This window comes from Arthrobacter sp. AOP36-F1-5 (genome assembly GCF_058137995.1).
In genome coordinates, this window is sequence record NZ_CM176892.1 from 1,301,925 (window position 1) to 1,327,484 (window position 25,560).

Annotated in this window: 21 protein-coding genes; 20 read left to right on the forward strand and 1 reads right to left on the reverse strand. The window is 67.1% G+C overall.

Annotated features, from left to right (window positions below; genetic code table 11):
• Positions 1–11 precede the first annotated feature (11 nt).
• The 20 genes from AC3ZI9_RS05985 (at position 12) to nrdR (ending at position 24,667) form a co-directional block, all read left to right on the forward strand.
• On the forward strand, positions 12–1,832 hold the full coding sequence (locus AC3ZI9_RS05985; RefSeq protein WP_444554399.1) for a peptidoglycan D,D-transpeptidase FtsI family protein: 1,821 nt from the start codon (positions 12–14) through the stop codon (positions 1,830–1,832).
• Entirely contained in the window at positions 1,826–3,484 is a 1,659-nt protein-coding gene (locus AC3ZI9_RS05990) for a UDP-N-acetylmuramoyl-L-alanyl-D-glutamate--2,6-diaminopimelate ligase (protein ID WP_489923955.1), read from the forward strand. The genes AC3ZI9_RS05985 and AC3ZI9_RS05990 overlap by 7 nt, the downstream gene beginning before the upstream one ends.
• 12 nt (positions 3,485–3,496) lie before the next feature.
• Entirely contained in the window at positions 3,497–4,975 is a 1,479-nt protein-coding gene (locus tag AC3ZI9_RS05995) for a UDP-N-acetylmuramoyl-tripeptide--D-alanyl-D-alanine ligase (RefSeq protein WP_444554401.1), read from the forward strand.
• Positions 4,972–6,078, forward strand: coding sequence for a phospho-N-acetylmuramoyl-pentapeptide-transferase (gene mraY, locus AC3ZI9_RS06000; RefSeq protein WP_444554402.1), 1,107 nt, complete (start codon positions 4,972–4,974; stop codon positions 6,076–6,078). Before AC3ZI9_RS05995 ends, mraY begins: the two co-directional genes overlap by 4 nt.
• Entirely contained in the window at positions 6,060–7,601 is a 1,542-nt protein-coding gene (murD, locus tag AC3ZI9_RS06005) for a UDP-N-acetylmuramoyl-L-alanine--D-glutamate ligase (protein WP_444561494.1), read from the forward strand. The genes mraY and murD overlap by 19 nt, the downstream gene beginning before the upstream one ends.
• 9 nt (positions 7,602–7,610) lie before the next feature.
• On the forward strand, positions 7,611–9,143 hold the full coding sequence (gene ftsW / locus AC3ZI9_RS06010) for a putative lipid II flippase FtsW (RefSeq protein WP_444566503.1): 1,533 nt from the start codon (positions 7,611–7,613) through the stop codon (positions 9,141–9,143).
• Positions 9,140–10,288, forward strand: coding sequence for an undecaprenyldiphospho-muramoylpentapeptide beta-N-acetylglucosaminyltransferase (murG, locus tag AC3ZI9_RS06015; RefSeq protein ID WP_444554405.1), 1,149 nt, complete (start codon positions 9,140–9,142; stop codon positions 10,286–10,288). The genes ftsW and murG overlap by 4 nt, the downstream gene beginning before the upstream one ends.
• A gap of 4 nt (positions 10,289–10,292) precedes the next feature.
• A complete protein-coding gene (gene murC / locus AC3ZI9_RS06020) occupies positions 10,293–11,690 on the forward strand; it encodes a UDP-N-acetylmuramate--L-alanine ligase (protein WP_444561495.1) in 1,398 nt (465 codons plus the stop codon).
• Positions 11,687–12,430 carry a cell division protein FtsQ/DivIB gene (locus AC3ZI9_RS06025; protein WP_444554407.1) on the forward strand — a complete coding sequence of 248 codons (744 nt, stop codon included), beginning with the start codon at positions 11,687–11,689 and terminating at the stop codon, positions 12,428–12,430. Before murC ends, AC3ZI9_RS06025 begins: the two co-directional genes overlap by 4 nt.
• Positions 12,431–12,627: 197 nt before the next feature.
• Positions 12,628–13,854, forward strand: coding sequence for a cell division protein FtsZ (gene ftsZ / locus AC3ZI9_RS06030; RefSeq protein WP_444561497.1), 1,227 nt, complete (start codon positions 12,628–12,630; stop codon positions 13,852–13,854).
• A gap of 82 nt (positions 13,855–13,936) precedes the next feature.
• Positions 13,937–14,710, forward strand: a complete 774-nt coding sequence (locus tag AC3ZI9_RS06035) for a purine nucleoside phosphorylase YfiH/LACC1 family protein (RefSeq protein ID WP_444554409.1) — start codon at positions 13,937–13,939, stop codon at positions 14,708–14,710.
• Complete coding sequence (locus AC3ZI9_RS06040; protein ID WP_444554410.1) at positions 14,707–15,489, forward strand: YggS family pyridoxal phosphate-dependent enzyme; 783 nt, start codon at positions 14,707–14,709, stop codon at positions 15,487–15,489. The genes AC3ZI9_RS06035 and AC3ZI9_RS06040 overlap by 4 nt, the downstream gene beginning before the upstream one ends.
• Before the next feature lie 67 nt (positions 15,490–15,556).
• Positions 15,557–16,075, forward strand: a complete 519-nt coding sequence (locus AC3ZI9_RS06045; protein WP_444554411.1) for a cell division protein SepF — start codon at positions 15,557–15,559, stop codon at positions 16,073–16,075.
• A gap of 15 nt (positions 16,076–16,090) precedes the next feature.
• Entirely contained in the window at positions 16,091–16,381 is a 291-nt protein-coding gene (locus AC3ZI9_RS06050; RefSeq protein ID WP_444554412.1) for a YggT family protein, read from the forward strand.
• Between the two features lie 172 nt (positions 16,382–16,553).
• On the forward strand, positions 16,554–17,285 hold the full coding sequence (locus AC3ZI9_RS06055; protein WP_444554413.1) for a DivIVA domain-containing protein: 732 nt from the start codon (positions 16,554–16,556) through the stop codon (positions 17,283–17,285).
• A gap of 96 nt (positions 17,286–17,381) precedes the next feature.
• Complete coding sequence (gene lspA, locus AC3ZI9_RS06060; protein ID WP_444554414.1) at positions 17,382–17,966, forward strand: signal peptidase II; 585 nt, start codon at positions 17,382–17,384, stop codon at positions 17,964–17,966.
• Positions 17,963–18,898, forward strand: coding sequence for an RluA family pseudouridine synthase (locus tag AC3ZI9_RS06065; RefSeq protein WP_444554415.1), 936 nt, complete (start codon positions 17,963–17,965; stop codon positions 18,896–18,898). Before lspA ends, AC3ZI9_RS06065 begins: the two co-directional genes overlap by 4 nt.
• Before the next feature lie 170 nt (positions 18,899–19,068).
• Positions 19,069–22,575, forward strand: a complete 3,507-nt coding sequence (gene dnaE / locus AC3ZI9_RS06070; protein ID WP_489924024.1) for a DNA polymerase III subunit alpha — start codon at positions 19,069–19,071, stop codon at positions 22,573–22,575.
• Between the two features lie 58 nt (positions 22,576–22,633).
• Positions 22,634–24,001 carry a histidinol dehydrogenase gene (gene hisD, locus AC3ZI9_RS06075; protein ID WP_444554417.1) on the forward strand — a complete coding sequence of 456 codons (1,368 nt, stop codon included), beginning with the start codon at positions 22,634–22,636 and terminating at the stop codon, positions 23,999–24,001.
• A 174-nt stretch (positions 24,002–24,175) separates the two neighbouring features.
• Positions 24,176–24,667, forward strand: coding sequence for a transcriptional regulator NrdR (gene nrdR, locus AC3ZI9_RS06080; protein ID WP_444554418.1), 492 nt, complete (start codon positions 24,176–24,178; stop codon positions 24,665–24,667).
• Between the two features lie 64 nt (positions 24,668–24,731).
• Here the strand turns inward: nrdR and ppgK are convergent, their stop codons facing one another.
• Positions 24,732–25,538: a polyphosphate--glucose phosphotransferase gene (gene ppgK / locus AC3ZI9_RS06085; protein ID WP_444554419.1), complete on the reverse strand. Its 807-nt coding sequence runs from the start codon at positions 25,536–25,538 to the stop codon at positions 24,732–24,734.
• Between the last annotated feature and the right edge of the window lie 22 nt (positions 25,539–25,560).

The window sequence follows — 25,560 nt, forward strand, 5'->3', positions numbered from 1 at the left end:
AGGAATGAACTATGGCCAGGCCGCCCGCCAGGAAATCAAAGCACACCGAGCCGCGCCGTCTGCGGACGGGCCTGGCCCTTGCCATGGTCATGCTGGTCCTGCTCGGCGGACGGCTCTTCCTGGTGCAGGGGCTCGATCCGTCGGCTGCTGCGGAGGCGGCCACCGGCCAGCGGATCCGCGAAACGGACCAGCAGCCGGTGCGTGGCAAGATCCTGGACTCATCCGGGAAGATCCTGGCTGCCAGCTTTGAACGCTACGACCTGGTGGTCGACCAGCGCCAGGTTAAGGACTCGTTCAAGCGCAAGGACGGTGACGGCGGCCGGGACGTCGTGCAGACCGAAGACGCCGTCAAGGAACTCGCGGCCACCCTGGACATCGATCAGGACACGCTGAAGACCTCCATCATCGGCGATGAGGGGGCCAAGAAGAAGGGCTACTCCGTCGTGGCCAAAGGGGTGACCCCCGAAACCCGCAACAAGGTCCTGAAGATCGGGCTGCCATGGATCACCAGCCAGGAACGCTTCGAACGTGAATACCCCAACGGCACCGTCGCCGGCTCGGTATTGGGTTTTCTGCGGTCCAGCGAGGACGGGACCTCCCAGACCGGGGCCGAGGGCTTGGAATTGAGCCAGAACAAAGCATTGGCCGGTGAAGCGGGGACCAAGACCTTCGAGATCGCCGCCGATGGGGTCAGGATTCCGATGGCGACGCTCAAGGAAAAGCCGGCGGTCGATGGCCAGGACCTCAAACTCACGATCAACAGCGATATCCAGTGGGCCGCCCAGGAAGCGGTGATGGCCAAGCAGAAGCAGTTCAACGCCGAATGGGTCAACGCGGTGGTCGTCGAGGTGGACACCGGCAAGATCCGGGCCCTGGCGGATTCGACGACGGTGGATCCGGCGGACCCGGGAGCCACGGACGCCAAGTTCCGTCGTTCAACCACGGTGTCGCAGGCCTACGAACCCGGCTCGACCGGCAAGGCCGCCACTTTCGCGGCCGCCTTGGAGGAAGGCGTGGTGAAGCCCAAGGACCACTTCACCGTCCCGAACGAATACACCATCGGCAAGGAAACCATCCACGACTCGATGAAGCACGAGACCCTGGACATGACCACGGCGGGGATCTTCGCGCGCTCCTACAACACCGGCACCACGATGGTCGGCAGCAAGCTCAGCAACGAACAACGCTACGAATGGATGAAGAAGTTCGGCATCGGCCAGGGCTTCGACATCGGGGTTCCGGTCAACAAGGGCATCTTCGTTCCCCCGGAGCGCTGGGACCGCCGCCAGCAGTACACGACCATGTTCGGCCAGGGCTACAGCCTGACCTCCCTGCACACGGCCCGCATCTTCCAGGCGATCGCCAACCAGGGGGTCCAGATCGAGCCCTCGCTCATCGAGTCCTACACGGATCCGGACGGGACCGAACACGAGCGCAAGGAGGTCAAGAGCAAGCGGGTCATCTCCAAGAAGACCTCCAAGGAAATGCGGCGGATGATGGAGACCGTGGTGACCGACGGCACGGGGTATGACATGGACATCGATGGATACCGCGTCGGGGGCAAGACCGGAACCGGTCAGGCCGCCGGTCCGACGGGCAAACTCGACGGCTACACCAGCTCCTTCGCCGGGATGGCGCCGATCGACGACCCGAAGTACCTGGTCGTCGTGACGATGCAGCGGCCCAAGGGCAATTGGGAGAGCTTCAGTGTGGGCGACACGTTCACCTCGATCATGTCCCAGACCCTCAACAGCTACAACGTCCCACCCACCACCGATAAGCCCGATCCCTATAAGGTCTTCGTCGGAAAGAAGCAGAAATACGCATGGTGAACACAGTGCCCCCCACCCCCCAGGACGCCGAACGTGCGTTCCGTCCCGACCAGGCTCCTCGTCTGACCCTGAACGAGCTGGCCGGTCGCCTGGCCGAGCACGGCATCACGCCTCGGCTCCGGGGTGACGGCGGCACGGTGGTCCAGGGGGTATGCCTCGATTCACGAGCCGTGCTGGCCGGGGACCTCTACGCAGCGGTTCCCGGGGCACGAAGCCATGGTGCCGACTACTGCACCGCAGCCGCCAATTCCGGAGCCGGGGCGATCCTCGCCGACGAAAGCGGTGAAGAACGGGCGGCGGCCACCGGCCTACCGGTGCTGGTGGTGGACTCCGTGCGGGCCTCCGTGGGACCCGTGGCCGCCATCCTGTACGGATCGGGGGAGCCCGGGCTCGGCCTGATCGGTGTCACCGGAACCAACGGCAAGACCACGACGACGTACTTCATCACCTCGCTGTTGCGGGCGCTGGGCCAGCGGACCGGGCTGATCGGGACCATTGAGATCCTCGCCGACGGAACACGGATCCCCAGCGTGCTGACCACACCGGAAGCCCCGCAACTGCATGCGTTGTTGGCCCGGATGCGGGCGGCCGGGGTGGACACGGTCGCGATGGAGGTCTCCTCCCATTCCATCGACTATGAACGAGTCGGAGGCATGGCCTTCGGGGTCGCGGGCTTCACCAACCTCACCCAGGACCACCTGGACCTGCATGGCAGCATGGAGGCCTATTTCGAGGCCAAGTCCCGGCTCTTCGCCGCCGAGCGGAGTGCCCGTGCGGTCATCACGGTGGACGATGCCTGGGGTCGTCGCATGGCGCGCTCCAGCACCGCCGAGGTGTCCACCCTGCGGACCGTTCCCCGTGATGGGGCAGGAGCCGACGAGCAGCTGCCCGGTCGGGCGTGGAGCGTCCAGGGCATCGCCCAGCACGGTCTCGGTCATGAATTCGAAATTCACGGTCCCGACGGGGAACGGTTGCGCGCCCACACGGGCCTGCCCGGGCTCTTCAATGTCTCCAACGCCGCCCTGGCCCTGCTGATGGTCCATGTCGCAGGCATCGCCCTGGAAGACCTCCAACGGGTCCTGGACGCCTCCGACCCCCTGACCGTCGCGGTGCCGGGCCGGATGCAGGTCATCTGTGATTCCCCGGCAGCCGTCGTCGATTTCGCCCATAATTCAGACGCGCTCGAACGGGCCATCGAAGGCGTGCGGGGACAACATCCGGACTCACGGGTCATCGTCGTCTTCGGGGCCACGGGGGACCGGGACGCCACCAAACGCCCCACCATGGGGGCCGTCGCAGCCCGACACGCCGATGTCGTGATCATCACGGATGATGATCCCCACAACGAGGAAGCCGGAGGGATCCGCCGGGATGTCCTGACCGGGGCGTTGGAGGCCATCGAAGCCGAGGGACTGGGGAGCCAGGCCGCCGAGATCTTCCCGCGGGCGGACGCGATCGTGGCCGCAGTGGCGATGGCGCGGGCCGGGGACACCATCCTGGTGGCAGGGCGCGGGCATGAGGTCTGGCAGGAAGTCAACGGCGTGAACGTGGCCCTGGACGACCGGGTGGAACTGCGTCAGGCATTGCTCGCCGCAGGGCATAGCCCGCGCCCCGCCGAGGACGGTTCCACCGACTCGGCGGCCAACGGGTAAAGTCAAAGAGCCATGATTGAACTGAACACAGCCGACATTGCGTCCATTACCGGTGGGCGCATCACGGCCACCGCCGATCCCGGAACCACCGTCAGCGGTGTCGCCACCGACTCACGGGAGTGCGCCACCGGGACCCTTTTCGTCGCCAAACCCGGCGAGGTATCGGACGGCCACCACTTCATCGACCGGGCCTTCGCCGCAGGCGCCATCCTGGCCCTGGCCGAGCACGAGACACTGGATACGGCAGGGGCCGTGCACCCGGCGGTCATCGTCGACGATGCGGTCATCGCCATGGGCGCGCTGGCGGCCCATCTCGTGGAGCGGCTGCGGGCCGGCGGGACCCGGGTCATCGGCATCACCGGTTCCGCCGGGAAGACCACCACCAAGGACCTGCTCGCATCGATCCTGCAGACCTCGGGGCCCACGGTGGCTCCCATCGGTTCCTACAACGGCGAAGTCGGCGTCCCTCTGACCGTCTTCAATGCCACGGCCGAGACCCGGTACCTGGTCATCGAAATGGGTGCCACCGGCATCGGCCACATCACCTACCTGACCGACATGGTCCACCCGGACACCGGCGTCGTGCTGTGTGTGGGCACCGCCCACGCCGGCGAATTCGGCGGAGTGGAGAACATCGCCCGGGCCAAGGGCGAATTGGTCGAGGCACTGCCTGGCAACGGCACCGCCATCCTGAACCTCGACGACCCGCGGGTCGCCGCCATGGCGACACGCACCGACGCCGAGATCCTCGGATTCGCCATGGACGACGGCGGGAACCGGGCCCCGGTCATGGCCACCGACATCGTGGTCGCCGAGGGCGGCTACCCCGAATTCACGCTCGACCTGCCCGACGGTGGAAGCCACCGGATCCGTAGCGGACTCATCGGACGGCACCACGTCTCAAACCTGCTGGCCGCCGCGGCCGCCGCGTACAGCGTGGGCATCGACGGCTCCACGATCGCCGCGACCCTGCAGGACCGGGGGCCGGCGAGCCGGTGGCGCATGGAACGCACCGACCGTGCCGACGGCGTGAGCATCGTCAACGACGCCTACAACGCGAATCCCGAATCGATGCGTGCCGCACTGCGGACGCTGGCCGAACTCGGTCTGCCCTCGGAGGCGGGAGTCGCCCGCCGCACCTGGGCAGTCCTGGGCGAGATGCTCGAACTCGGCCCCGAATCAATCCACGAACACGACCTGGTCGGCCGCCTCGCGGTCCGGCTCAACATCAAGAAGCTGGTGGTGGTCGGCCAAGGAGCCAAGGCCGCCTTCAACTCGGCAGTGCTCGAAGGCAGTTGGGGAGACGAGGCGTACTACGTCGAGACCCCGGACGACGCCGAGGCATTGTTGGCTGACCAGCTGGAACCCGGAGACATCGTCTTGTTCAAGTCCTCCAACTCCGCAGGTCTACGCCACCTGGGCGACAGGGTGGCTTCCACTACCTGCTCGAACGGTGCCACCAGCGCGCTCGAAACGGAGGATCCCCGGTGATCTCCCTCATCATGGGCGCAGCCATCGCCCTGGTCCTGTCCTTTGCCGGAACCCCGGTCTTCATCAAGGTCCTGACCAAGCGCAGCTATGGCCAGTTCGTCCGGGACGACGGTCCGACCTCGCACCACACCAAGCGCGGGACGCCGACCATGGGCGGTGCCGTCATCGTCGCGGCCGTCTTCGTCGCCTATTTCGGTACGCACGGGATCCTGGGCCTGCTCGCCGACCATGCCCCCGGCCCCTCGGCCAGTGGGTTGGTGTTGCTGTTCCTGATGGCCGGCATGGGCTTCGTCGGGTTCCTCGACGACTACATCAAGATCTCCAAGCAGCGCAGCCTCGGGCTCCGGGCCTGGCAGAAACTGCTGTTGCAGGCGATCGTGGGGATCGCCTTCGCGATCCTCGCACTGAAGTTCCCCAACGGCAAGGGTCTGACCCCGGCCTCCACCCATTTGTCCTTCACGCGCGACACCGCCCTGGATCTGGCGTTCTTCGGCCCGCTGATCGGGGCCATCCTCTTCATCATCTGGGCGAATGTGATCGTCACCGCGGCCACCAACGGCGTGAACCTCACCGACGGCCTGGACGGGCTGGCGACCGGGGCGTCGATCATGGTCTTCAGTGCGTACACCCTGATGGGCATCTGGCAGTTCAACCAGGCCTGTGGATCCTCCCGCTCGATCGGGTCGGTGTGTTACGAAGTCCGCGACCCGATGGATCTGGCCCTGCTCGCGGCGATCCTCTCCGGGGCCCTGATCGGGTTCCTGTGGTGGAACACCTCCCCGGCACAGATCTTCATGGGGGACACCGGCTCACTGGCCATCGGTGGTGCCGTGGCGGCCTTCGCGCTGCTCTCACGCACCGAGGTCCTGCTGATCATCCTCGCCGGACTGTTCGTGATCATCTCCTTGTCGGTGATCATCCAGGTCGGCTTCTTCAAACTCTCCGGCGGCAGACGAATCTTCCTGATGGCTCCGCTGCAGCATCACTTCGAACTCAAGGGGTGGGCCGAAGTCACCGTCGTCGTGCGCTTCTGGATCATCTGCGGACTGTGCGTCGCCGTTGCCTTGGGTCTCTTCTACGGCGAATGGGTTTTGGGACTGTGAACGTGCGTTTGGACGATCTGACCAGCTGGGACGCCGACTGGAGCGGCCTGCGGGTCGTGGTGGCCGGGCTGGGCGTCACCGGCTTCTCCGCCGCCGATACCCTGATCGAGCTCGGGGCCGCCGTCGTCGTCGTCGATACCGGCGCCGGGGAGGAAAGCGCCCAGCGGGCCGACACCTTGAAGATCGTCGGTGCCCGGGACGTCCTGCTGGGCCCGGAACACACCCAGGGACTGCCCACCATCGACGGCCGGGTCGCCGATCTGGTCATCGCCTCACCGGGCTGGCCACCGCATCACCCGCTGCTGAGGGCTGCCGCCGAAGCCTCGGTGCCGATCTGGGGCGACGTCGAACTCGCCTGGCGGGTGAACCACCGTGAAGGGCGCAAGACCGCCGAATGGCTGGTCATCACCGGGACGAACGGGAAAACCACCACCGTGGGGATGACCGAGGCCATGCTGCAGGCGGGCGGGCTGCGGGCCGTCGCCGCCGGCAACGTCGGCACGCCCATCCTCGATGCGGTCCGCGACCCCGAGGGGTATGACGTGATCGCCGTCGAGCTCTCCAGTTTCCAACTGCACTACACCCACACCCTCTCGCCGCTGGCCTCGGTGGTGTTGAACATCGCCCAGGACCATGTGGACTGGCATGGCTCCTTCGAGCAGTACCAGGCGGATAAAGCCAGGATCTACGAACGCACCCGGGTGGCCGCGGTGTACAACGTGGAGGCACCGATCACCGAGAAAATGGTCGAAGACGCCGATGTCGTCGAGGGATGCCGGGCCATCGGCTTCACCACCTCGGTCCCCGCGCGCAGCATGCTGGGGGTCGTCGACGATCTGTTGGTGGACCGCGCCTACATCGCCGAGCGCGGTGATTCGGCCGCCGAACTGGCCTCGTTGGAGGACTTCGGGGGAGTGGCACCGCGGCATATGGTCGCCAATGCGCTGGCTGCCGCGGCGCTGGTCCGCGCCTACGGGGTCGAACCGGAAGCCGTCCGCCGGGGACTGCACGCCTATGAAGGCGGGGACCACCGCATCCAGGCCGTCGCCCGTCGGGACGACATCCTGTGGATCAACGATTCCAAGGCCACCAACCCGCATGCCGCCGCCGCATCGCTGGGCTCCTTCGGCTCGGTCGTCTGGATCGCCGGAGGGCTGTCCAAGGGAGTGGACTACTCCGAACTGGTGACGCGCTTCGCCGACAAACTCCGAGCCGTGGTGCTCATCGGAACCGACACCTCCGCGCTGCAGGAGGCATTGCGGCGACACGCGCCCACGGTGCAGGTGATCGAGGCGCCGGTAGGCGAAACTGGTACACAGACAGCAGATGGTTCGGATCGGCAGGAACGCGAAACGTCGGTCATGGAAGCGGCTGTTCAAGCCGCGGCGCGGATCGCCGAGGCCGGGGACACGGTGCTCATGGCGCCGGCGGCGGCATCCATGGACCAGTTCACGTCCTACGCCCACCGCGGCAACGCCTTCATCGAAGCGGTCGGCCGGCTCATGGAGGACGAAGAAAACTAAGGAGTATGCGTGGAACCCCCCACATCACGCCCCACCGGTGGATCGGGCCGCAAGCCCCGGATCCGCAGGACGGGCCTCCACGGGGGCAACGCAGGCTCAGCGGGACATCCGCCGGCGTCCGGTCCATCCGGCACCGCCGATACCGGGGCGCAGGAGTCGGCCCCGGCCACCAACGCCCACCCCGGCAGCCCGAAGAAGGCCTCCTCCCCGCGGAAGAAGGGCCTCCAGGCCCCCGACCGGTCGCGGGCCCTCATCACCCGGACCCCCGGACGCGAGAACACGGCGGCCACGCGGGGCAGGACCCGGGAGAAATCCACCCAAACGCCGGTCGCCCGCTTCTGGAACTGGGTTGAAGGCGACCCGCATAAGGACGGACGGACCGGGTACTACCTGATCCTGGGCAGCACGTTGGCCCTGACCGTGATCGGCCTGATGATGGTCCTGTCCTCCTCCTCCGTGGAAGCGATCAGCAGCAACCCCGATGCCTCCTCCTACGACCAGGTCATCAAACAGGGCGTCTGGGCCGTCGTGGGGGTCGCGATGATGCTCATCATCTCGCGGTTCTCGCTGCCGACGTTCAAGAAGCTGGCGTGGCCGGCCCTGTTCATCAGCGCCTTCCTGCTCCTGCTGGTCCTGACACCGCTGGGGCTGGAGATCTACGGGAACAAGAACTGGATCAAGATCGGTTCGCTCACCTTCCAACCCTCCGAAGCGGCGAAGCTGGCCCTGGCGGTCTGGGCGGCCTCCGTACTGAGCAAGAAGTCCAAGCTCATCGACCAGACGTCCCACGCCTTGATCCCGGTCCTCTTCCCCGGGGGCGTCCTGCTCCTGGGACTGGTGATGGTCGGCCGGGACCTGGGCACCGCACTGGTCATCGGTCTGGTCCTGGTGGCCACGTTGTTCCTGGGCGGGGTCCGGCTGAAGCTGTTCGCCGCGGCCGGGGTGCTCGGGGCCATCGCGGCCGTGGTCATGGTGATGGTCTCCGGCAACCGCATGACCCGCATCTATGCCTGGCTGGGGCTGAACTGCGATACCCAGCCCGGCGCCTGCTACCAATCCACCCAGGGCATCTATGCGCTGGCCTCAGGCGGCTGGTGGGGTGTGGGCCTGGGCCAATCACGGCAGAAGTGGAACTACATCCCCGAGGCCTCCAACGACTTCATCTTCACCATCCTCGGTGAGGAGCTCGGACTGTTGGGCACCCTGGTCGTCGTCGTGCTCTTCGCGATCCTCGCCATTGCGATGTACCGGGTCGCGGCCCGCCACCAGGACGGGTTCGTGCGCATCGCCACCGGCGGCATCATGGCCTGGCTGATCGGCCAGGCATTCCTGAACATCGGCATGGTCACCGGGTTGCTCCCGGTGATCGGCGTCCCGCTGCCCTTCATCTCCTCGGGTGGTTCGGCCCTGCTGCTCTCGCTCATGGCCGTCGGCGTCGTGTTGTGCTTCGCCCGTTCCCGCCCCGACGCCAGCTCTGAACTGCCCACCGAAGCCACGACCCCGGGCGGGACCCCACGCAAAGCCAGGAAGGCCAACCCATGAACCATGTCCCCTCGGTGGTGATGGCCGGCGGAGGAACCGCCGGCCATGTCTCACCCCTGCTCGCCATTGCCGATGCCCTGCGGGAGGCCGAACCCCGGCCCGCGATCCGCCTGGTCGGAACCCCCTCGGGGATGGAAACCCGGCTGGTGCCGGCGGCCGGCTACGAGTTGGAGACCATCGCCCGGGTGCCGATGCCACGCCGTCCCTCGCTGGACCTGCTGAAGCTGCCGTTCCGTTTCGTGGCGGCAGTGCGGGGGGCCCAGAACATCCTGCGCCGGGCCGAGGCCGACGTGGTCGTCGGGGTCGGCGGCTACGTCTGCACTCCGGTTTATCTGGCGGCCCGTCGGCTGCACATCCCGGTGGTCGTGCATGAGGCCAACGCCAAGGCAGGCCTGGCCAACCGGGTCGGCGCGCGCTTCGCCGCCGCCGTGGGCACCGCGTTCGAGGGCACCGGCCTGCCCGGAGCCGAACTGGTCGGCATGCCCATGAGCCGCCGGATCGCCGGATTGGACCGCGCCGCGGCCCGGGTCGAAGCCCGCAGCGCCCTGGGCCTGGACCCACAGCTGCCGACCCTGGTGGTCACCGGCGGATCCTCCGGCGCCCTGTCGGTGAACCAGGCCCTCATCGGTGGTCTCCGCCGCCTGGCCGGGGACGCCGGCGCCGAACACCCGGGATTCCAGGTCCTGCACGTCACCGGCAGCGGCAAGGCCATGGTGGACGAGGACGGGGAGCCGCTGTCGCTGCCCGGCTACCACCAGGTCGAATACGTGGACGGGATGGAACAGGCCTACGCCGCCGCGGACCTGATCATTGCCCGGGCCGGAGCCGGCACGGTCTGCGAGCTGGCCGCCGTCGGACTGCCCTCGATCCTGGTCCCGCTGCCGATCGGCAACGGCGAACAGGCACAAAATGCCAGCGACCTGAAGGCCACGGGGGGCGCCATCGTGAAACCCGATGACGAGTTCACCGCCGACTACGTCGCCCGGGTCGTCCCCGGGTTGCTGGCCGACCCCGGACGCCTGGACACCATGTCCGCGGCGGCCCGGGCGCTGGGGCGCCGCGACGCCGCCGAACAGATGGCCCGCCGGGTGCTCGACGCGGCCGCCGGGCAGCGGGGCGTCCGCGCCCCGAAGAGAGGACACTAGAGGCATGCAACAACGTCATACGCTGGCCGAGCTCGGCCGGGTCCATCTCATGGGGATCGGCGGGGTCGGGGTCTCCGCCGTCGCCCGGCTGATGCTGGCCCAGGGGGTCGCCGTCACCGGCAGCGACGCCAAGGACCTTCCGGTCCTGGACGAACTCCGCGCCCTGGGGGCGGTGATCCACGTCGGATACTCCGCCGCGGAGCTGCCGGAGGCCGATACCGTCGTCGCCTCCTCGGTCATCAAGGCGGGGAATCCCGAATATGATGCCGCCATCGACCGCGGGATGCGCATCCTGCACCGCTCCGAGGGGCTGGCGGCCACGATGGATTCCCACCATGTCGTCGCCGTCTGCGGCACCCACGGCAAGACGACGGCCACCTCGCTCATCGCCGTGATGCTGCGCCAGGCAGGAGCCTCACCGTCCTTCGCCATCGGCGCCAACATCGCGGGGTTGGGGGTCAACGCCGAACATGGCTCGGGGCGGATCTTCGTGGCCGAAGCCGACGAATCCGACGCTTCGTTCCTGAACTACCGTCCCGATACCATCGTGGTGACCAATATCGAGGCCGACCACCTGGACCACTACGGCACCGAAGCCGCGGTGCATGAGAGCTTCCACCAGTTCGCCTCTTTGTTGCCCGACGGCGGATTGCTGATCGCCTGCGCCGACGACCCCGGGGCCCTGGCCCTGGCACGGCGCCTCCGCGCGGAACGTCCTCTGGTGCGGGTGCAGACCTACGGTTTCTCCGACTCCGCGGACCGTCGGCTGAGCAACTCCCGGCCCGAGGAGGGACGCTTCGCCTGCGATCTGGACTGGGGCAGTGGCGGATCCGGGCGGCTCTCGCTCTCCGCCCCCGGGGACCACAACCTGCTCAATGCGGCGGCGGCCTTCGCCGTCGGACTGGACTGCGGGCTGGATCCGGGGACGGCTCTCGACGGCCTGGCGGCCTTCACCGGGGCGGCCCGGCGTTTCGAGCTCCGGGGCCGGGCCCACGGGGTCACCGTCTACGACGACTACGCCCACCACCCGACGGAGGTCCTGGCGGCGCTGCGGGCCGGCCGTGCCGTGGCGGGGGAGCATGGCAAGGTCCATGTCGTCTTCCAACCGCATCTGTTCAGCCGGACCCGCGAATTCTGGGCGGAGTTCGCCGATGCCCTCTCCCTGGCTGATACGGCCCTGGTGCTGGAGATCTACGCAGCCCGTGAACAACCGTTGCCCGGGGTCCATTCATCCCTCGTGGCCGATGCGTTGAACACCGCCGGCGGGTTGGTCGATCGCGGGGACGTGGCGGCCCGGATCTCCGAGGTGGCCCGCAGCGGCGATATCGTGATGACCATCGGCGCCGGGGATGTCACCGAACTCGGACCGGTGATCGTTTCGAGGTTGGAATCGGGCGCATGAGCGGGGGATCCTCCGGCGGCCCCAACGTCGTCACCCTGCCCGAATCGCCCGGCCGGCGTCTGCGTCGACGCATCCTGTGGATCGGCGGGGCCGTCGTCGCGGTGATCGTGGTCCTGATGCTGGTGCTGCTCTATTCGCCCCTGCTGGCCGTGCAGACGATCACGGTGGAGGGCAATAAGCTGGTCCCGACGAAGACGATCACCACGGCGCTGGAACCATTGGAAGGAACTCCATTGCCACGGATCGGTCCGGGGCGGGTCAAGGACCTGCTCGCGGATCAGGAAGCCATCCATGACGTCGTTGTCCAGGCCCATGCCCCCGGGACCCTCGAGGTGCGGATCGTCGAGTTCGCCCCGGTGGCCATCGTGGAGAACGATTCGAAGTCCTACGACCTGGTCGGAGAGGACGGCAGGACGTTGTCCAGCGTCAAGAAACGCAAGGGCGTCAAGCTTCCGCTGATCGACGGGAAGGCCTCGGAGCAGGATCCGGAGGTCTTTTCCTCCTTGACCGGCGTTTTGGCGGCCTTGCCTTCCTCGACGTTGAAAAAGCTTGACCATGCCAGCGCGCAGACCGTCGATTCGGTTGAACTCTCCCTCACGACCGGGCAGAAGGTCCTGTGGGGGAGCGACGAACGCAGCGGTGACAAGGCACGGGTCCTCACGGCCTTCCTGAAGGACAAGAAGCAGGCGGGCGTCAAGACCTTCGACGTCAGCACCCCCGACCACCCGGTCACCCGGTAGGGGTCGGGGCATGCGGCAGGAACCACCCCACGGTAATGGTGCGACACGCCTAGGCGGTCGTTGCATGCCGGGGATGCAAAACATAGCGTCTTAGTAGCAGGTACTTGACATAACTATAACCCTCAACTTGAGGGTTAACGTTGGTCCGGTTGAAGCTTCCTAAGACTCAGCAGCACATCGAACAAGGGAAACAGGACGTGGCAGCTCCACAGAACTACCTCGCCGTCATCAAGGTCGTCGGAATCGGCGGTGGCGGCGTCAACGCCGTGAACCGCATGATCGAGGTCGGCCTTCGCGGCGTCGAATTCATTGCGATCAACACCGACGCGCAGGCGCTCCTCATGAGTGACGCCGACGTGAAGCTCGACGTGGGGCGCGAACTGACCCGTGGCCTCGGCGCGGGCGCCAACCCGGAGGTCGGCCGCCAGGCAGCGGAAGACCATGCCGAGGAAATCGAAGAGGTCATGCGCGGCGCCGACATGGTCTTCGTGACCGCCGGCGAAGGCGGTGGTACCGGCACCGGCGGGGCCCCCGTCGTCGCCCGCATCGCCCGTTCGTTGGGGGCGCTGACCATCGGCGTCGTCACCCGTCCGTTCACCTTCGAGGGCCGTCGCCGTGCAACGTCCGCCGAGGCCGGCATCGACGCCCTTCGCGACGAGGTCGATACCTTGATCGTGATCCCGAACGACCGGCTGCTCTCCATCAGCGATCGGAACGTCTCGGTACTCGATGCCTTCCGTTCCGCCGACCAGGTGCTGCTGTCCGGCGTCCAGGGCATCACCGACCTGATCACGACCCCCGGGTTGATCAACCTCGACTTCGCCGACGTGAAGTCGGTCATGCAGGGGGCGGGTTCCGCCCTCATGGGCATCGGCTCGGCCCGGGGCGAGGACCGTGCGGTCCAGGCCGCCGAGCTGGCCATCGCCTCACCGCTGCTCGAGGCGTCCATCGACGGGGCCCACGGCGTGCTGCTCTCCATCCAGGGCGGTTCGGATCTGGGCCTGTTCGAGATCAACGAAGCGGCCCGCCTGGTCCAGGAGGTCGCCCACCCGGAAGCCAACATCATCTTCGGTGCCGTCATCGACGACGCCCTGGGTGACGAGGCCCGCGTGACCGTCATTGCGGCGGGGTTCGACCAGGTTGATGTCACCAGCGCACCGGCGCAGCCGCGACAGCAGCAGAGCGGACCGGCAGTGCCGCAGCAGGCGCCGCCCACGACGGTCCCGGGCACCATCCCGCTGGCCCCGTCCGAGGGAGCCGCCTCGGCGCAATCGACGCCCGGCTCCTCCGGCCAGTCCGCGGCCTCCGCCCCCGAAGCGGCCCCCGCTGCCTCCCAGGGGTACGACGAGCTGCCCCACGTCGTGGAGCAGGACCTCTCGTCCTCCTCGCATGACGATCTGGATGTCCCCGACTTCCTGAAGTAATCCCCGACAGTGGCCCTGATGGGGTCGACGGCGCGTGGCCCGGTACCATTCCGGGTGGCGCGCCGTTGTCTGATTTGGAGTGGTGGTCTTGCTTCGCTTTGAGTTCCCCGGCCCTTCGCCGGCGCAGGTGGCCTTCACCTCGACCGCCGAGGGCAACCTGGCCTTGCACGTGGGCGACCACGCCCCGGAGGTCCTTCAACGACGTCGGAGGCTGGAGGACCGGCTGGGCCTGGAACCCGGGAGCCTGCGGTTCATGAACCAGACGCATTCGGTCACGGTCCATACCGTGGAACCCCGTCCGGCGGCCCCGAACCAGCAGGTCGACCCGGCCCGGGACGCCGGGGTGGGGGAGAGGTCCGCCGAGGCCGACGCCCTGCTGTCCCCGGACGGCTCGATCCCCCTGGCGGTCATGGTCGCCGATTGCGTACCGGTCGTCTTCGTGGCCGCCCGGGACGATGGCGGACTGGTCACCGCGGTGGCCCACGCCGGGCGCAACGGCCTGCTCGGGGGCATCCTGACCAACACGGTCGAGGCTATCCGCGAGGCCGGGGGCGCCCGGATCCATGCGTGGATCGGTCCTGCGGTATGCGGGGCCTGCTACGAGGTTCCTGCCGACATGGCGTCGGACGCCGCGGCCGTGATGCCCGGAATCGAAGCCAGGACCTCCTGGGGTACTCCTTCACTGGACCTGCCGGGTGCGGCGGCCACCCTGTTGGCAGGTCTGGACGTGGACGTCACCTCCACCGGGGTGTGTACGGTCGAGGACCAGGATTACTACTCCTACCGGCGTGATGCACGCACCGGCCGTCTGGCCGGAATCGTCTGGCCGGCCCAGCTGTCGGAGAGGAACACATGAACACCACCCCCGCCCCGGCCCCGGATGAGGCCCGGCGTCGCGAGGGCCTGGAGCAACGACTCACGGCCGTCCGCGAACGCATCACCACCGCGACCCGTGCCGCCGGACGGGACCAGGAGCCCGAACTGGTGGTCGTGACCAAGTTCTTTCCCGCCTCCGACGTCCGGCTGCTCCACGAGCTCGGGGTGCGCGAGGTCGGTGAGAACCGCGACCAAGAAGCCTCCGCCAAGGCAGTTCAGGTCCAGACGCTGGACCTGAACTGGCATTTCATCGGCCAACTCCAAAGCAACAAGGCCAAATCGGTGGTCCGTTACGCAGCGGCCCTGCATTCGTTGGACCGGGCCTCCCTGGCCCGGGCGTTGGGCAAGGCCATGCACCGCGAAACCGAGCGCCGGGCCGAGGAGGGGCTGGCTCCCCGAGCGGACCTGGCCACTGTGATCCAAGTCGACCTGCGTGCCGCGGACCAGCGCACGGGGGACGACGGCGGGATCGGACGCGGCGGCGCGGAACCCGAAGAGGTCCAGCAGCTGGCCGAGCTCGTCGCCGAAACCGAAGGTCTGGCCCTGGCCGGGGTGATGGCCGTGGCCCCGTTGGGTCAGGACCCGACTCCGGCCTTCGAACGGCTGGCCGGAATCTCCGCCTCCTTGCGGGCCGACCACCCCACCGCGGACTGGATCTCGGCGGGGATGAGCCACGACCTGGAACAGGCCGTGGCCGCCGGGGCGACACACCTCCGTGTCGGCTCCGATGTGCTCGGCCAGCGCCCGCCGGTGCTGTAGCGTCGTTTGCAGCGGAGACTCAAGCGGGAGAAGACCCCTCGCCGCGTACGATCATAAGGAGAAGACCATGGCTGGCGCCTTGCGCAAGACGATGATCTACCTGGGACTCGCCGACGGTGACGAGCACTACGAGGACGAGCAGTCCGAGATGCCCGAACAGCAGCAGCTGCAGCAGCGTCCGGAACCGTCCCGTGTCGAGCCCGAGCGGGCCCCCATGGCAGTCGCCGCTGAACCGGAAACGGAATACCGGGCTCCGGTCACCCCCATCAAGCGCGCGCCTTCATCCAGGGACGAGGATTCTTCATTGCGGCAAATCACGACGGTTCACCCCCGTTCATATAACGACGCCAAGGTCATCGGCGAGAGCTTCCGGGACGGCATCCCGGTCATCATGAACGTCACGGACATGGGTGAAGGCGACGCCAAGCGTCTGGTCGACTTCTCCGCCGGCCTGGTCTTCGGGCTGCATGGCAGCATCGAACGCGTCACCAACAAGGTGTTTCTTCTCTCACCGGCCAGCGTCGAGATCCTGGGTGAGGACAAGAAATCCTCCGAGGACACGGCAACCTTCTTCAACCAGAGCTAGCGGCCGCTTCGTACCGTGGGAATTCTTTTCGGACTGGTCTATGCCGCCTTGACGGTCGTCCAGGTCATGCTCATGCTGAGGATCGTCTACGACATCGTCCAGATGTTCGCCCGGGGCTGGCGTCCCCGCGGCATGGCGCTGATCCTGGCCAGTTTCGTCTACCGCATCACCGATCCGCCCATGCGGTGGCTCCGGTCCAAGATCAAGCCCTTGGATGTGGGCGGGATGCGCCTGGATCTGGCTTTCCTGATCCTTTATTTCGCCATCATCATTGCCAAGGTCGTCGTTCTGCAGATCGGGCGATAGGCTCTTGTCTCCCGACCGAGGTCAAAGGTTAGTCTTCGGTGCGGGAAACGTTATAGTCTTGAAACAGGAAGTATGCCGCGGCAGCCGCTGCAGCTTGCTTACATAACCGGTGTAATCGCCCTCGGGCCGCAATCAGGCGGCCGGGGAGAGAACTAAGTATCGAGGTGACCAGATGGCGCTCACGCCAGAAGATGTAGTCAACAAGCGTTTCCAGCCAACGAAGTTCCGGGAGGGCTACGATCAGGACGAAGTTGACGACTTCCTGGACGAGATCGTCGTGGAACTGCGTCGACTGACCCAGGAGAACGAGCAGCTGCGCCAGCGCGTCAGCGAGCTCGGTGGCTCCACGGACGTCGAAACCGGCAGCGTTCCGGCCCCCGTCGCCGCGGCCCCCGCCAGCGAGACCGCCGCCGCTCCGGCCGCGGAATCCGCTCCGGTGACCGGCAACGTCGACGAAGCAGCCGAAGAAGCCTCCCCCGAGGTCGAGGACGCCCCTGCCACCGAGCAGACGCCGACCACGCCGGAAGCTCCTGCTGCCGCCGCGGCCCCCACCGCCGATACCGCTGCCGCAGGATCCGGTTCCGCCGAGTCCGCCGCCGGTGTGCTGGCCATGGCCCAGCGCCTGCACGACGAATACGTCGGCGCCGGGGTCGAGCAGCGCGATAAGATCATCGCCGAAGCCCAGCTGCAGGCCACGAAACTGGTATCCGACGCCGAGGACAAGAGCACCAAGACGCTCAACTCGCTGGAGGACCAGAAATCCGTGCTGGAGCGCAAGCTCGACCAGCTGCGTGGCTTCGAGCGCGACTACCGGGCCCGCCTGAAGTCCTACATCGAAGGTCAGCTGCAGGATCTCGAGTCGCAGGGCCCCATCGCGACCCCGGATTCCCAGGACAACGCCTAGCCAATCGTTGCGGGGAGGACGCTTCGGCGTCCCACCCACGACCATGTCTGTCGGCGGCCGGATCACCCGGCCGCCGACATCACGTTAAGGACCCCGATGGATCAGGACCCCGCAGCACGCACCGAGCATGAGGCCCCGGCGCCCCCGCCGAAGGGTGCCAGCGGCCGGTTGATCGCGCTCTCGCTGGGCATCGCCGTCCTCGGGGCCGGCCTGGACCAGCTGACGAAGGCCCTGGTGCAGGCCAGGATGGAACTGGGCGAAACGATCGACGTGATCGGATCGGCCCTGCAATGGCATTACATCCTGAACTCCGGGGCCGCCTTCTCCATCGGTACCTCGGTGACCTGGATCTTCACCATCATCATGGCCGTCGTCGTGGTCTACGTCCTGACGCTGCTGCGCAAGGTGAGCTCGGGATGGTGGGCCGTGGCCCTGGGAGGCTTGCTGGCCGGTGCCAGCGGCAACCTCATCGACCGGCTGTTCCGTGAGCCCTCGTTCGGCATGGGCCACGTCGTGGACTTCATCGCCGTCCCGCACTTTGCGATCTTCAACGTGGCCGACTCCTTCGTGGTGTGTTCCATGATCGGCATCTGCCTGCTGCTCTTCCGGGGCATCGGACTGGACGGCCTGCCGGTGCCCGAGAAGACCACCCGGAAGAGCGGGAAAGCCGACGAATCGTGAGCCCGACCATCTTCGCCGTCGGGCCCGAGGAAGCAGGCCAGCGCGTCGACGCCCTGCTGGCCGCCCGACTGGAGACCACCCGCAGCGTGGCTGCGCGCTGGTGCGCCGGGGGCCATGTGCTGCTCAACGGCAGCCAGGTCGCCAAATCCCGCAAGGTGGCCGACGGCGACGTCGTCAGCGTCGATCCGCCCCCGGAAACAGACCCGTTGGAAGTGAGGGCCGAATACGTGGAAGCCATGAAGATCCTGGCCGAGGACGACGACTACGTGGTCATCGACAAACCCGTCGGGGTGGCCGCCCATCCTTCCCCCGGGTGGGTGGGGCCCACGGTCGTCGGCGCGTTACTCGCCGCCGGCTACCGCATCTCCACCTCCGGGGCCCCCGAACGCCAGGGCATCGTGCACCGGCTGGACGTGGGGACTTCCGGGGCGATGGTCGTGGCCAAGACCGAGCGGGCCTACACGGCACTCAAACGTGCCTTCAAGGAACGCACCCCCTCCAAGACGTACCACGCCCTCGTCCAGGGGCTGCCCGACCCGTTGTCCGGGACCATCGATGCACCCATCGGCCGGCATCCGGGACATGACTGGAGGTTCGCGGTCCTCGAAGGCGGACGCGATTCGGTCACCCACTACGAGGTCCTGGAGGCCTTCGGTCGGGCCAGCCTGGTGAAGGTGCAGCTGGAGACCGGACGCACGCACCAGATCCGGGTGCACTTCTCGGCCCTGCGCCATCCCTGCGCGGGAGACCAGACCTACGGGGCCGACCCGCGGTTGGCGGCCGACCTCGGACTGACCCGGCAGTGGCTGCACGCCTACCAGCTGGGGTTCCCGCATCCGGTCACGGGGGAGTGGGTCGAGGTCGAGAGCAGCTACCCGCAGGACCTCTCCCACGCCCTGGAGATCCTCCGCGACGGGGACCTGGGCTACTGAGCCCCCGCCGCGTCGACCTCCACGGACCCGGGGCCGCCCGGCCCCCGACCGGGACACGCCTGCCGCCGCGCGGGGAAGTTCGGAAGGGTCGCCTCCGGGCCTAGAATGGATCGGTGGCCAGCTCAAACCGGGACGGATTCGTCCACCTTCATACGCATACCGAATACTCGATGCTCGACGGCGCCGCGCGCCTGACCGACCTCTTCGAGGAGACCAAGCGCCTGGGCATGCCGGCCCTGGCCACGACCGACCACGGCTATCTGTTCGGGGCCTTCGACTTCTGGAACAAGGCGACCAGTGCGGGGGTCAAACCCATCATCGGGGTCGAGGCCTACGTCACCCCCGGAACCTCCCGCAAGGACAAGACCCGGGTGCGCTGGGGCGAGGCCCATCAGAAGCGGGACGACGTCTCCGGCGGTGGCGCCTACACCCATATGACGTTGCTCAGCCGCAACAACGAAGGCATGCGCAACCTCTTCAGGGCCTCGTCGATCGGATCGTTGGACTCGGTGTTCGGCAAGTGGCCGCGGCTGGACCGCGAACTGCTCGAGCAGTACAGCTCAGGGCTCATCGCCACCACCGGCTGCCCCTCGAGCGAGATCCAGACCCGCCTGCGGTTGGGCCAGTACGAGGAGGCCAAGCAGGCCGCCGGTGAATACCAGGACCTCTTCGGCAAGGAGAACTACTACTGCGAGCTGATGGACCACGGGCTGGACATCGAGCGCCGGGTCACCAAGGATCTGCTGCGGCTGGCCAAGGAACTGAAGCTGCCGCTGGTGGCGACCAACGACCTGCATTACACGCACGAACGCGATGCCAAGGCCCATGAGGCCCTGTTGGCCCTGCAGTCGGGCTCCACGCTGCTGGAACCGACCTATGACCAGGGGGGATCACGCTTCGCGTTCTCGGGAACCAGTTTCTACCTGAAGTCGCCGCAGGAGATGCGCGCGCTCTTCGCCGAGTTCCCCGAGGCCTGCGACAACACCCTGGAGATCGCCGAACGGTGTGAGGTCTCCTTCAACACCGACGCGAACTACATGCCCAAGTTCCCCTGCCCGCCGGGGGAGGACGAAACCAGCTGGCTGGTCAAGGAAGTCGAATCCGGCATGCGGTACCGCTACCCCCAAGGCGTCCCCGAGGCCTCGCGCCGGCAGGCCGACTACGAGCTGGACATCATCACCAAGATGGGCTTCCCCGGCTACTTCCTCGTCGTGGCGGATTTCATCAACTGGTCCAAGGACAACGGCATCCGGGTCGGCCCCGGACGTGGTTCCGGCGCCGGCTCCATGGTGGCGTACGCCATGCGCATCACCGACCTGGACCCGCTGCAGCACGGGTTGATCTTCGAACGCTTCCTCAACCCGGAGCGTGTGTCCATGCCCGACTTCGACGTCGACTTCGATGATCGTCGCCGCGGCGAGGTCATCAACTACGTGACCGAGAAGTACGGCGACGAGCGCGTGTCGATGATCGTGACCTACGGCTCGATCAAGACCAAGCAGGCCCTGAAGGACTCGGCCCGGGTCATGGGCCACCCCTTCAGCATGGGCGAGACGCTGACCAAGGCCCTGCCGCCGGCCGTCATGGCCAAGGACATCCCGCTGGCCGACATCGAGGACAAATCCGCCCAGCGCTACTCCGAAGCAGCGGATTTCCGCCAGATGCTGGCCGCCGATCCGGAGGCCGCCAAGGTCTTCGAAACGGCGAAGGGCATCGAAGGGCTGAAGCGCCAGTGGGGCGTCCACGCGGCGGGGGTGATCATGTCCTCGGACCCGATCATCGACGTCGTGCCGATCATGCGCCGTTTCCAGGACGGGCAGGTCATCACGCAGTTCGACTACCCCACCTGTGAAACTCTCGGGCTGATCAAGATGGACTTTTTGGGGTTGCGGAACCTGACGATCATTTCCGACGCGATCGAGAACATCAAGATCAACCGCGGGATTGACCTGGACCTCGAACAACTCGAGGTGGACGACCGGGCCGCCTACGAACTGCTGGCCCGCGGGGACACCCTGGGGGTCTTCCAGCTCGACGGCGGACCCATGAGGTCGCTGCTGCGTCTGATGCGCCCCGACAACTTCGAAGACATTTCCGCCGTCATCGCGCTCTATCGTCCGGGCCCGATGGGCGCGAACTCGCACAACAACTATGCGCTGCGCAAGAACGGCCTGCAGGAGATCACCCCGATCCACCCCGAACTCGAGGAACCGTTGCAGGAGATCCTCGACAAGACCTACGGCCTGATCGTGTACCAGGAGCAGGTCATGGCCATCGCGCAGAAGGTCGCCGGGTTCTCGCTGGGCCAGGCGGACATCCTGCGCCGGGCCATGGGCAAGAAGAAGAAGGCCGAACTGGATAAGCAGTACGCCGGCTTCCACCAGGGCATGCTGGACAGCGGGTTCTCCGAGGCCGCCATCAAGGCCCTGTGGGAGATCCTGCTGCCCTTCTCCGACTACGCGTTCAACAAGGCCCATTCGGCGGCCTACGGCCTGGTCTCCTACTGGACCGCCTACCTCAAGGCCCATTATCCGGCCGAATACATGGCGGCCCTGTTGACCAGCGTCGGCGACGACAAGGACAAATCGGCGCTCTACCTCAACGAATGCCGCCATATGGGCATCACCGTGTTGCCCCCCGACGTGAATGAATCACAGCTGAACTTCACCCCGGTGGATACCGACATCCGTTTCGGCATGGGAGCCATCCGCAACGTCGGCTCCAACGTGGTCAACGCGCTGGTGGAGGCACGCCAGGAGAAGGGCGCCTTCGAGACGTTCACCGACTTCCTGCAGAAGGTTCCCGCGGTGGTGTGCAATAAGCGCACCATCGAATCGCTGGTGAAGGCGGGCGCCTATGATTCGATGGGCCACCCACGGCGGGCCCTGGCCATGATCCATGAGGAGGCCGTCGACTCGGTCATCGTGCTCAAACGCAACGAGGCCGCCAACCAGTTCGACCTCTTCAGCGCCCTGGACGATCCGTCCGCCGGCTCCGGGCTGGCCATCGACGTCCCGGATCTGCCCGAATGGGAGAAGAAGGACAAGCTTTCCTTCGAACGCGACATGCTCGGGCTCTACGTGTCGGACCACCCCCTGCAGGGCCTGGGCAACCTGTTGGAACAGCATGCCGACCTCTCCATCACCCAGGTGCTCTCCGAGGACGGGCCGCGCGACGGGCAGATCGTCACGATTTCCGGGATGATCACCTCGCTGCAACGGCGCATTGCCAAGAACAGCGGGAACCCGTACGCCCGGTCGGAAATCGAGGACCTCGGCGGCTCCATGGAGGTCATGTTCTTCGGTCAGGCCTACGGGCCGATCGCCAGCGTGCTGGCCGAGGACCTGATCGTCGTGGTCCGCGGTCGACTGCAACGGCGCGACGACGGGGCGGTGTCCTTGAACGCCCAAGAACTGACCATCCCCGAGATCAGCGAGGACGGGCTGGCCGGGCCGGTGGTCATTTCGATGCCCAGCCACAAGGCCAACGAGGCGGTGGTCACACAGCTCGGTGAGGTCCTGCGCACCCACCAGGGCAACACCGAGGTGCGGGTGAAGCTAGCCGGCACCCGCAGCGTGGAACTGATGCGCCTGGGCATCGACTTCCGGGTCAACCCCAACCCCGCACTGTTCGGGGACCTCAAGGTGTTGTTGGGCCCCACCTGCCTGGACATCTAGCGTCGCCGGTCCGCCGTAGCACTCGGCGGGCCGGGGCCCGAGGCCGTAAACTGGTGCGGTGACGAATTCAACCCAGACCCCCGGATCCCTCCCCGTCCTGCGGACCATCGACCTGCGGGGGACCGCGCTGGACCATGCGGGCCTGAAGGCCGCCCTGCCCCGGCCGGAGAACGACTTCGACTCGGCCTCCGACGCCGTCGCGCAGATCATCGCCGAGGTCCGGACCGGAGGCTACGCGACGTTGGCGGAACTGGCCCGACGCTTCGACCACGTGGAGCAAAGCAGCACCGTGGTCCCCGCCGAGGCCCGTCGCCGTGCCTTGGACGAACTCGATCCTGCCGTCAGGGACGCGCTGGAGGAGTCCATCCGCCGGGCCCGCCTGTTTGCCGCCGCCCAGCGCCCGGCCCCCGCCACGGTGGACTTCGGCCAGGGAGCCACCGTGACCCAGCGCTGGGAACCGGTACGCCGGGTGGGGCTGTACGTCCCCGGCGGGCTGGCCGTCTACCCGAGTTCGGTGGTCATGAATGTCGTCCCGGCACAGGCCGCCGGGGTGGGGTCCATCGCCCTGGCCTCGCCTCCGCAACAGGAATTCGGCGGGCTGCCCCACCCCACGATCCTCGCGGCCGCGGAACTGCTGGGCATCACCGAGATCCATGCCATCGGAGGCGCGCAGGCCATTGCCGCCTTCGCCTACGGGGTCGACGCCGATACCGCGTCCACGCCGACGGAGGGCATCGAGCCCGTCGATGTCATCACCGGGCCGGGAAACGTCTTCGTGGCCACCGCAAAACGTCTGGTCAAGGGGGTCGTGGGAATCGACGCGGAGGCCGGTCCCACCGAAATCGCGATCCTGGCCGACGCCGGCGCCACCGCCCGGTACGTGGCCGCCGACCTGATCAGCCAGGCCGAACATGATCCCAACGCGGCGGCGGTGCTGGTCACCGATTCCACCGAGCTCGTCGTGGCCGTCCGGCAGGAGCTGGACGGGCAGATCGCCGCAACGAAGCACGTCGAACGGGTGCGGACCGCACTGGCGGGTCGCCAATCGGCCGTCATCCTGGTCGACGACCTCGCCGCGGGGCTGCGCGTCTGCAACACCTATGCCGCCGAACACCTGGAGATCCTCACCGCCGATGCCGCCGCGGTGGCCGCACGGGTGACAGCGGCCGGAGCCGTCTTCGTCGGGGAACACAGCCCGGTGAGCCTGGGGGACTACAGCGCCGGCTCCAACCATGTCCTGCCCACCAGCGGAACCGCTGCCTTTGCCTCGGGGCTGAACGTGCTGACGTTCCTGAAGGCCATCCAGGTCATCGACTACCCCTCTGCGGCGCTGCGTGAGGTCGGTAATCATGTCGTGGCGTTGGCCCGGGCCGAGGACCTCCCGGCGCACGGCGACGCGGTCAGCCAGCGCATCGGGGGTGACTAGGGACGACGGCAGCACCGGCCCCGGGTCCCGGGGCGGGGCCTACACAGGGCGTCCTGGTGGCCTTCGACACGTCGAGGGGCTCCGAACATGACATGATGGTGCTGCCGTGACCATGTCCTTGATCACGTAGCCGGGTCCGAAGTCCGGCCCATGACCCCAGGAAAGGTGGAGTGGATGCGTTGCCCATTTTGCAGGAACTCCGACTCCCGGGTCGTTGACAGCCGGCTGACCGAAGACGGTTCGTCCATCCGCCGGCGTCGTCTCTGCAGCTCTTGCGAACGACGGTTCACGACCTTGGAAACGACGAGCCTGAATGTCGTCAAGCGATCCGGCGTCGCCGAACCCTTCGATCGCGCCAAAGTCATCTCCGGGGTGGGCAAGGCGTGCCAGGGCCGGCCGGTCACCGATGACGACCTGGCGCTGCTTGCCCAGGAAGTCGAAGAAAGCGTCAGGGCCTCGGGCGCCGCGGAGATCAACGCCAACGAGGTCGGATTGGCGATCCTGGGCCCGCTACAGAAGCTGGACCAGGTCGCCTACCTGCGGTTCGCCAGCGTCTACCAGGGCTTCGAGTCGCTCGAGGATTTCGAAAGCGCGATCGCCAAGCTGCGCAGTGAAGGCCAGCCGCGCCCCGACGCCGCCCATCAGCGTCCCCTGACCGCCGAATAAGGAACCGCAGGGTCCCGGACCCGACGGCTTCCCGCCGCCGCATCCGGCCCTGCCGGCCGGCAGGCTAGTCGTGGAGGCCGTGGTGGATGGCCGACTGCAGTGCACCACCGACAATGCCGGCATTGTTCTTCAGATGTGCCGGTTCGATCGGGGTGCGGAGCTTGAGCTGGGGCAGGAAGTCCTCCGAACGCTTGGAGATCCCGCCGCCCACCACGAAGAGCCGCGGGGAAAAGAGGAACTCCACGTGGGAGAAGTAGCGCTGAAGCCGCACCGCGTAGTCCTCCCAGGACAAGCCATCGCGTTCGCGGGCCGAGGCGGAGGCCTGGGTTTCGGCGTCGTACCCGTCGATTTCCAGGTGCCCGAGTTCCAGGTTCGGGACCAGGACGCCGTTGTGGACCAGCCCCGATCCGATGCCGGTGCCGAGCGTGATGAGCATGACGGAGCCCTTGACCCCGGCCCCGGCCCCGTACCTGGCTTCGGCCAGTCCCGCGGCGTCGGCGTCGTTCATGACCTGGACGGGGCGTTGGAGCACGTCGGTGAAGAGCGTGTCGACATCCGTGTCGATCCAGGATTTGTCGACGTTGGCTGCCGAGAGCGCCACGCCTTCGTGGATGATCGCCGGGAAGGTGATGCCCACCGGGGCGTCTGTGGCCGGGGCCTTGTCCCGGGTGCCGAGTTCCTCGAGGATCTGCCGGACGACCTCGGCCACGGCCTGCGGGGTGGAGGGGGTCGGGGTATCGATGCGGTACCGCGAGCCGAGCAGCTTGCCCTTCTTCAGGTCGACGATGCCGCCTTTGATCCCTGTGCCGCCGATATCCACGCCGATGGCAGTGGAAACCGTGTTCTTCTTGCTTTTCTCGTCCTTCGACATGGTGCTCCTCAGCGGGGGATGG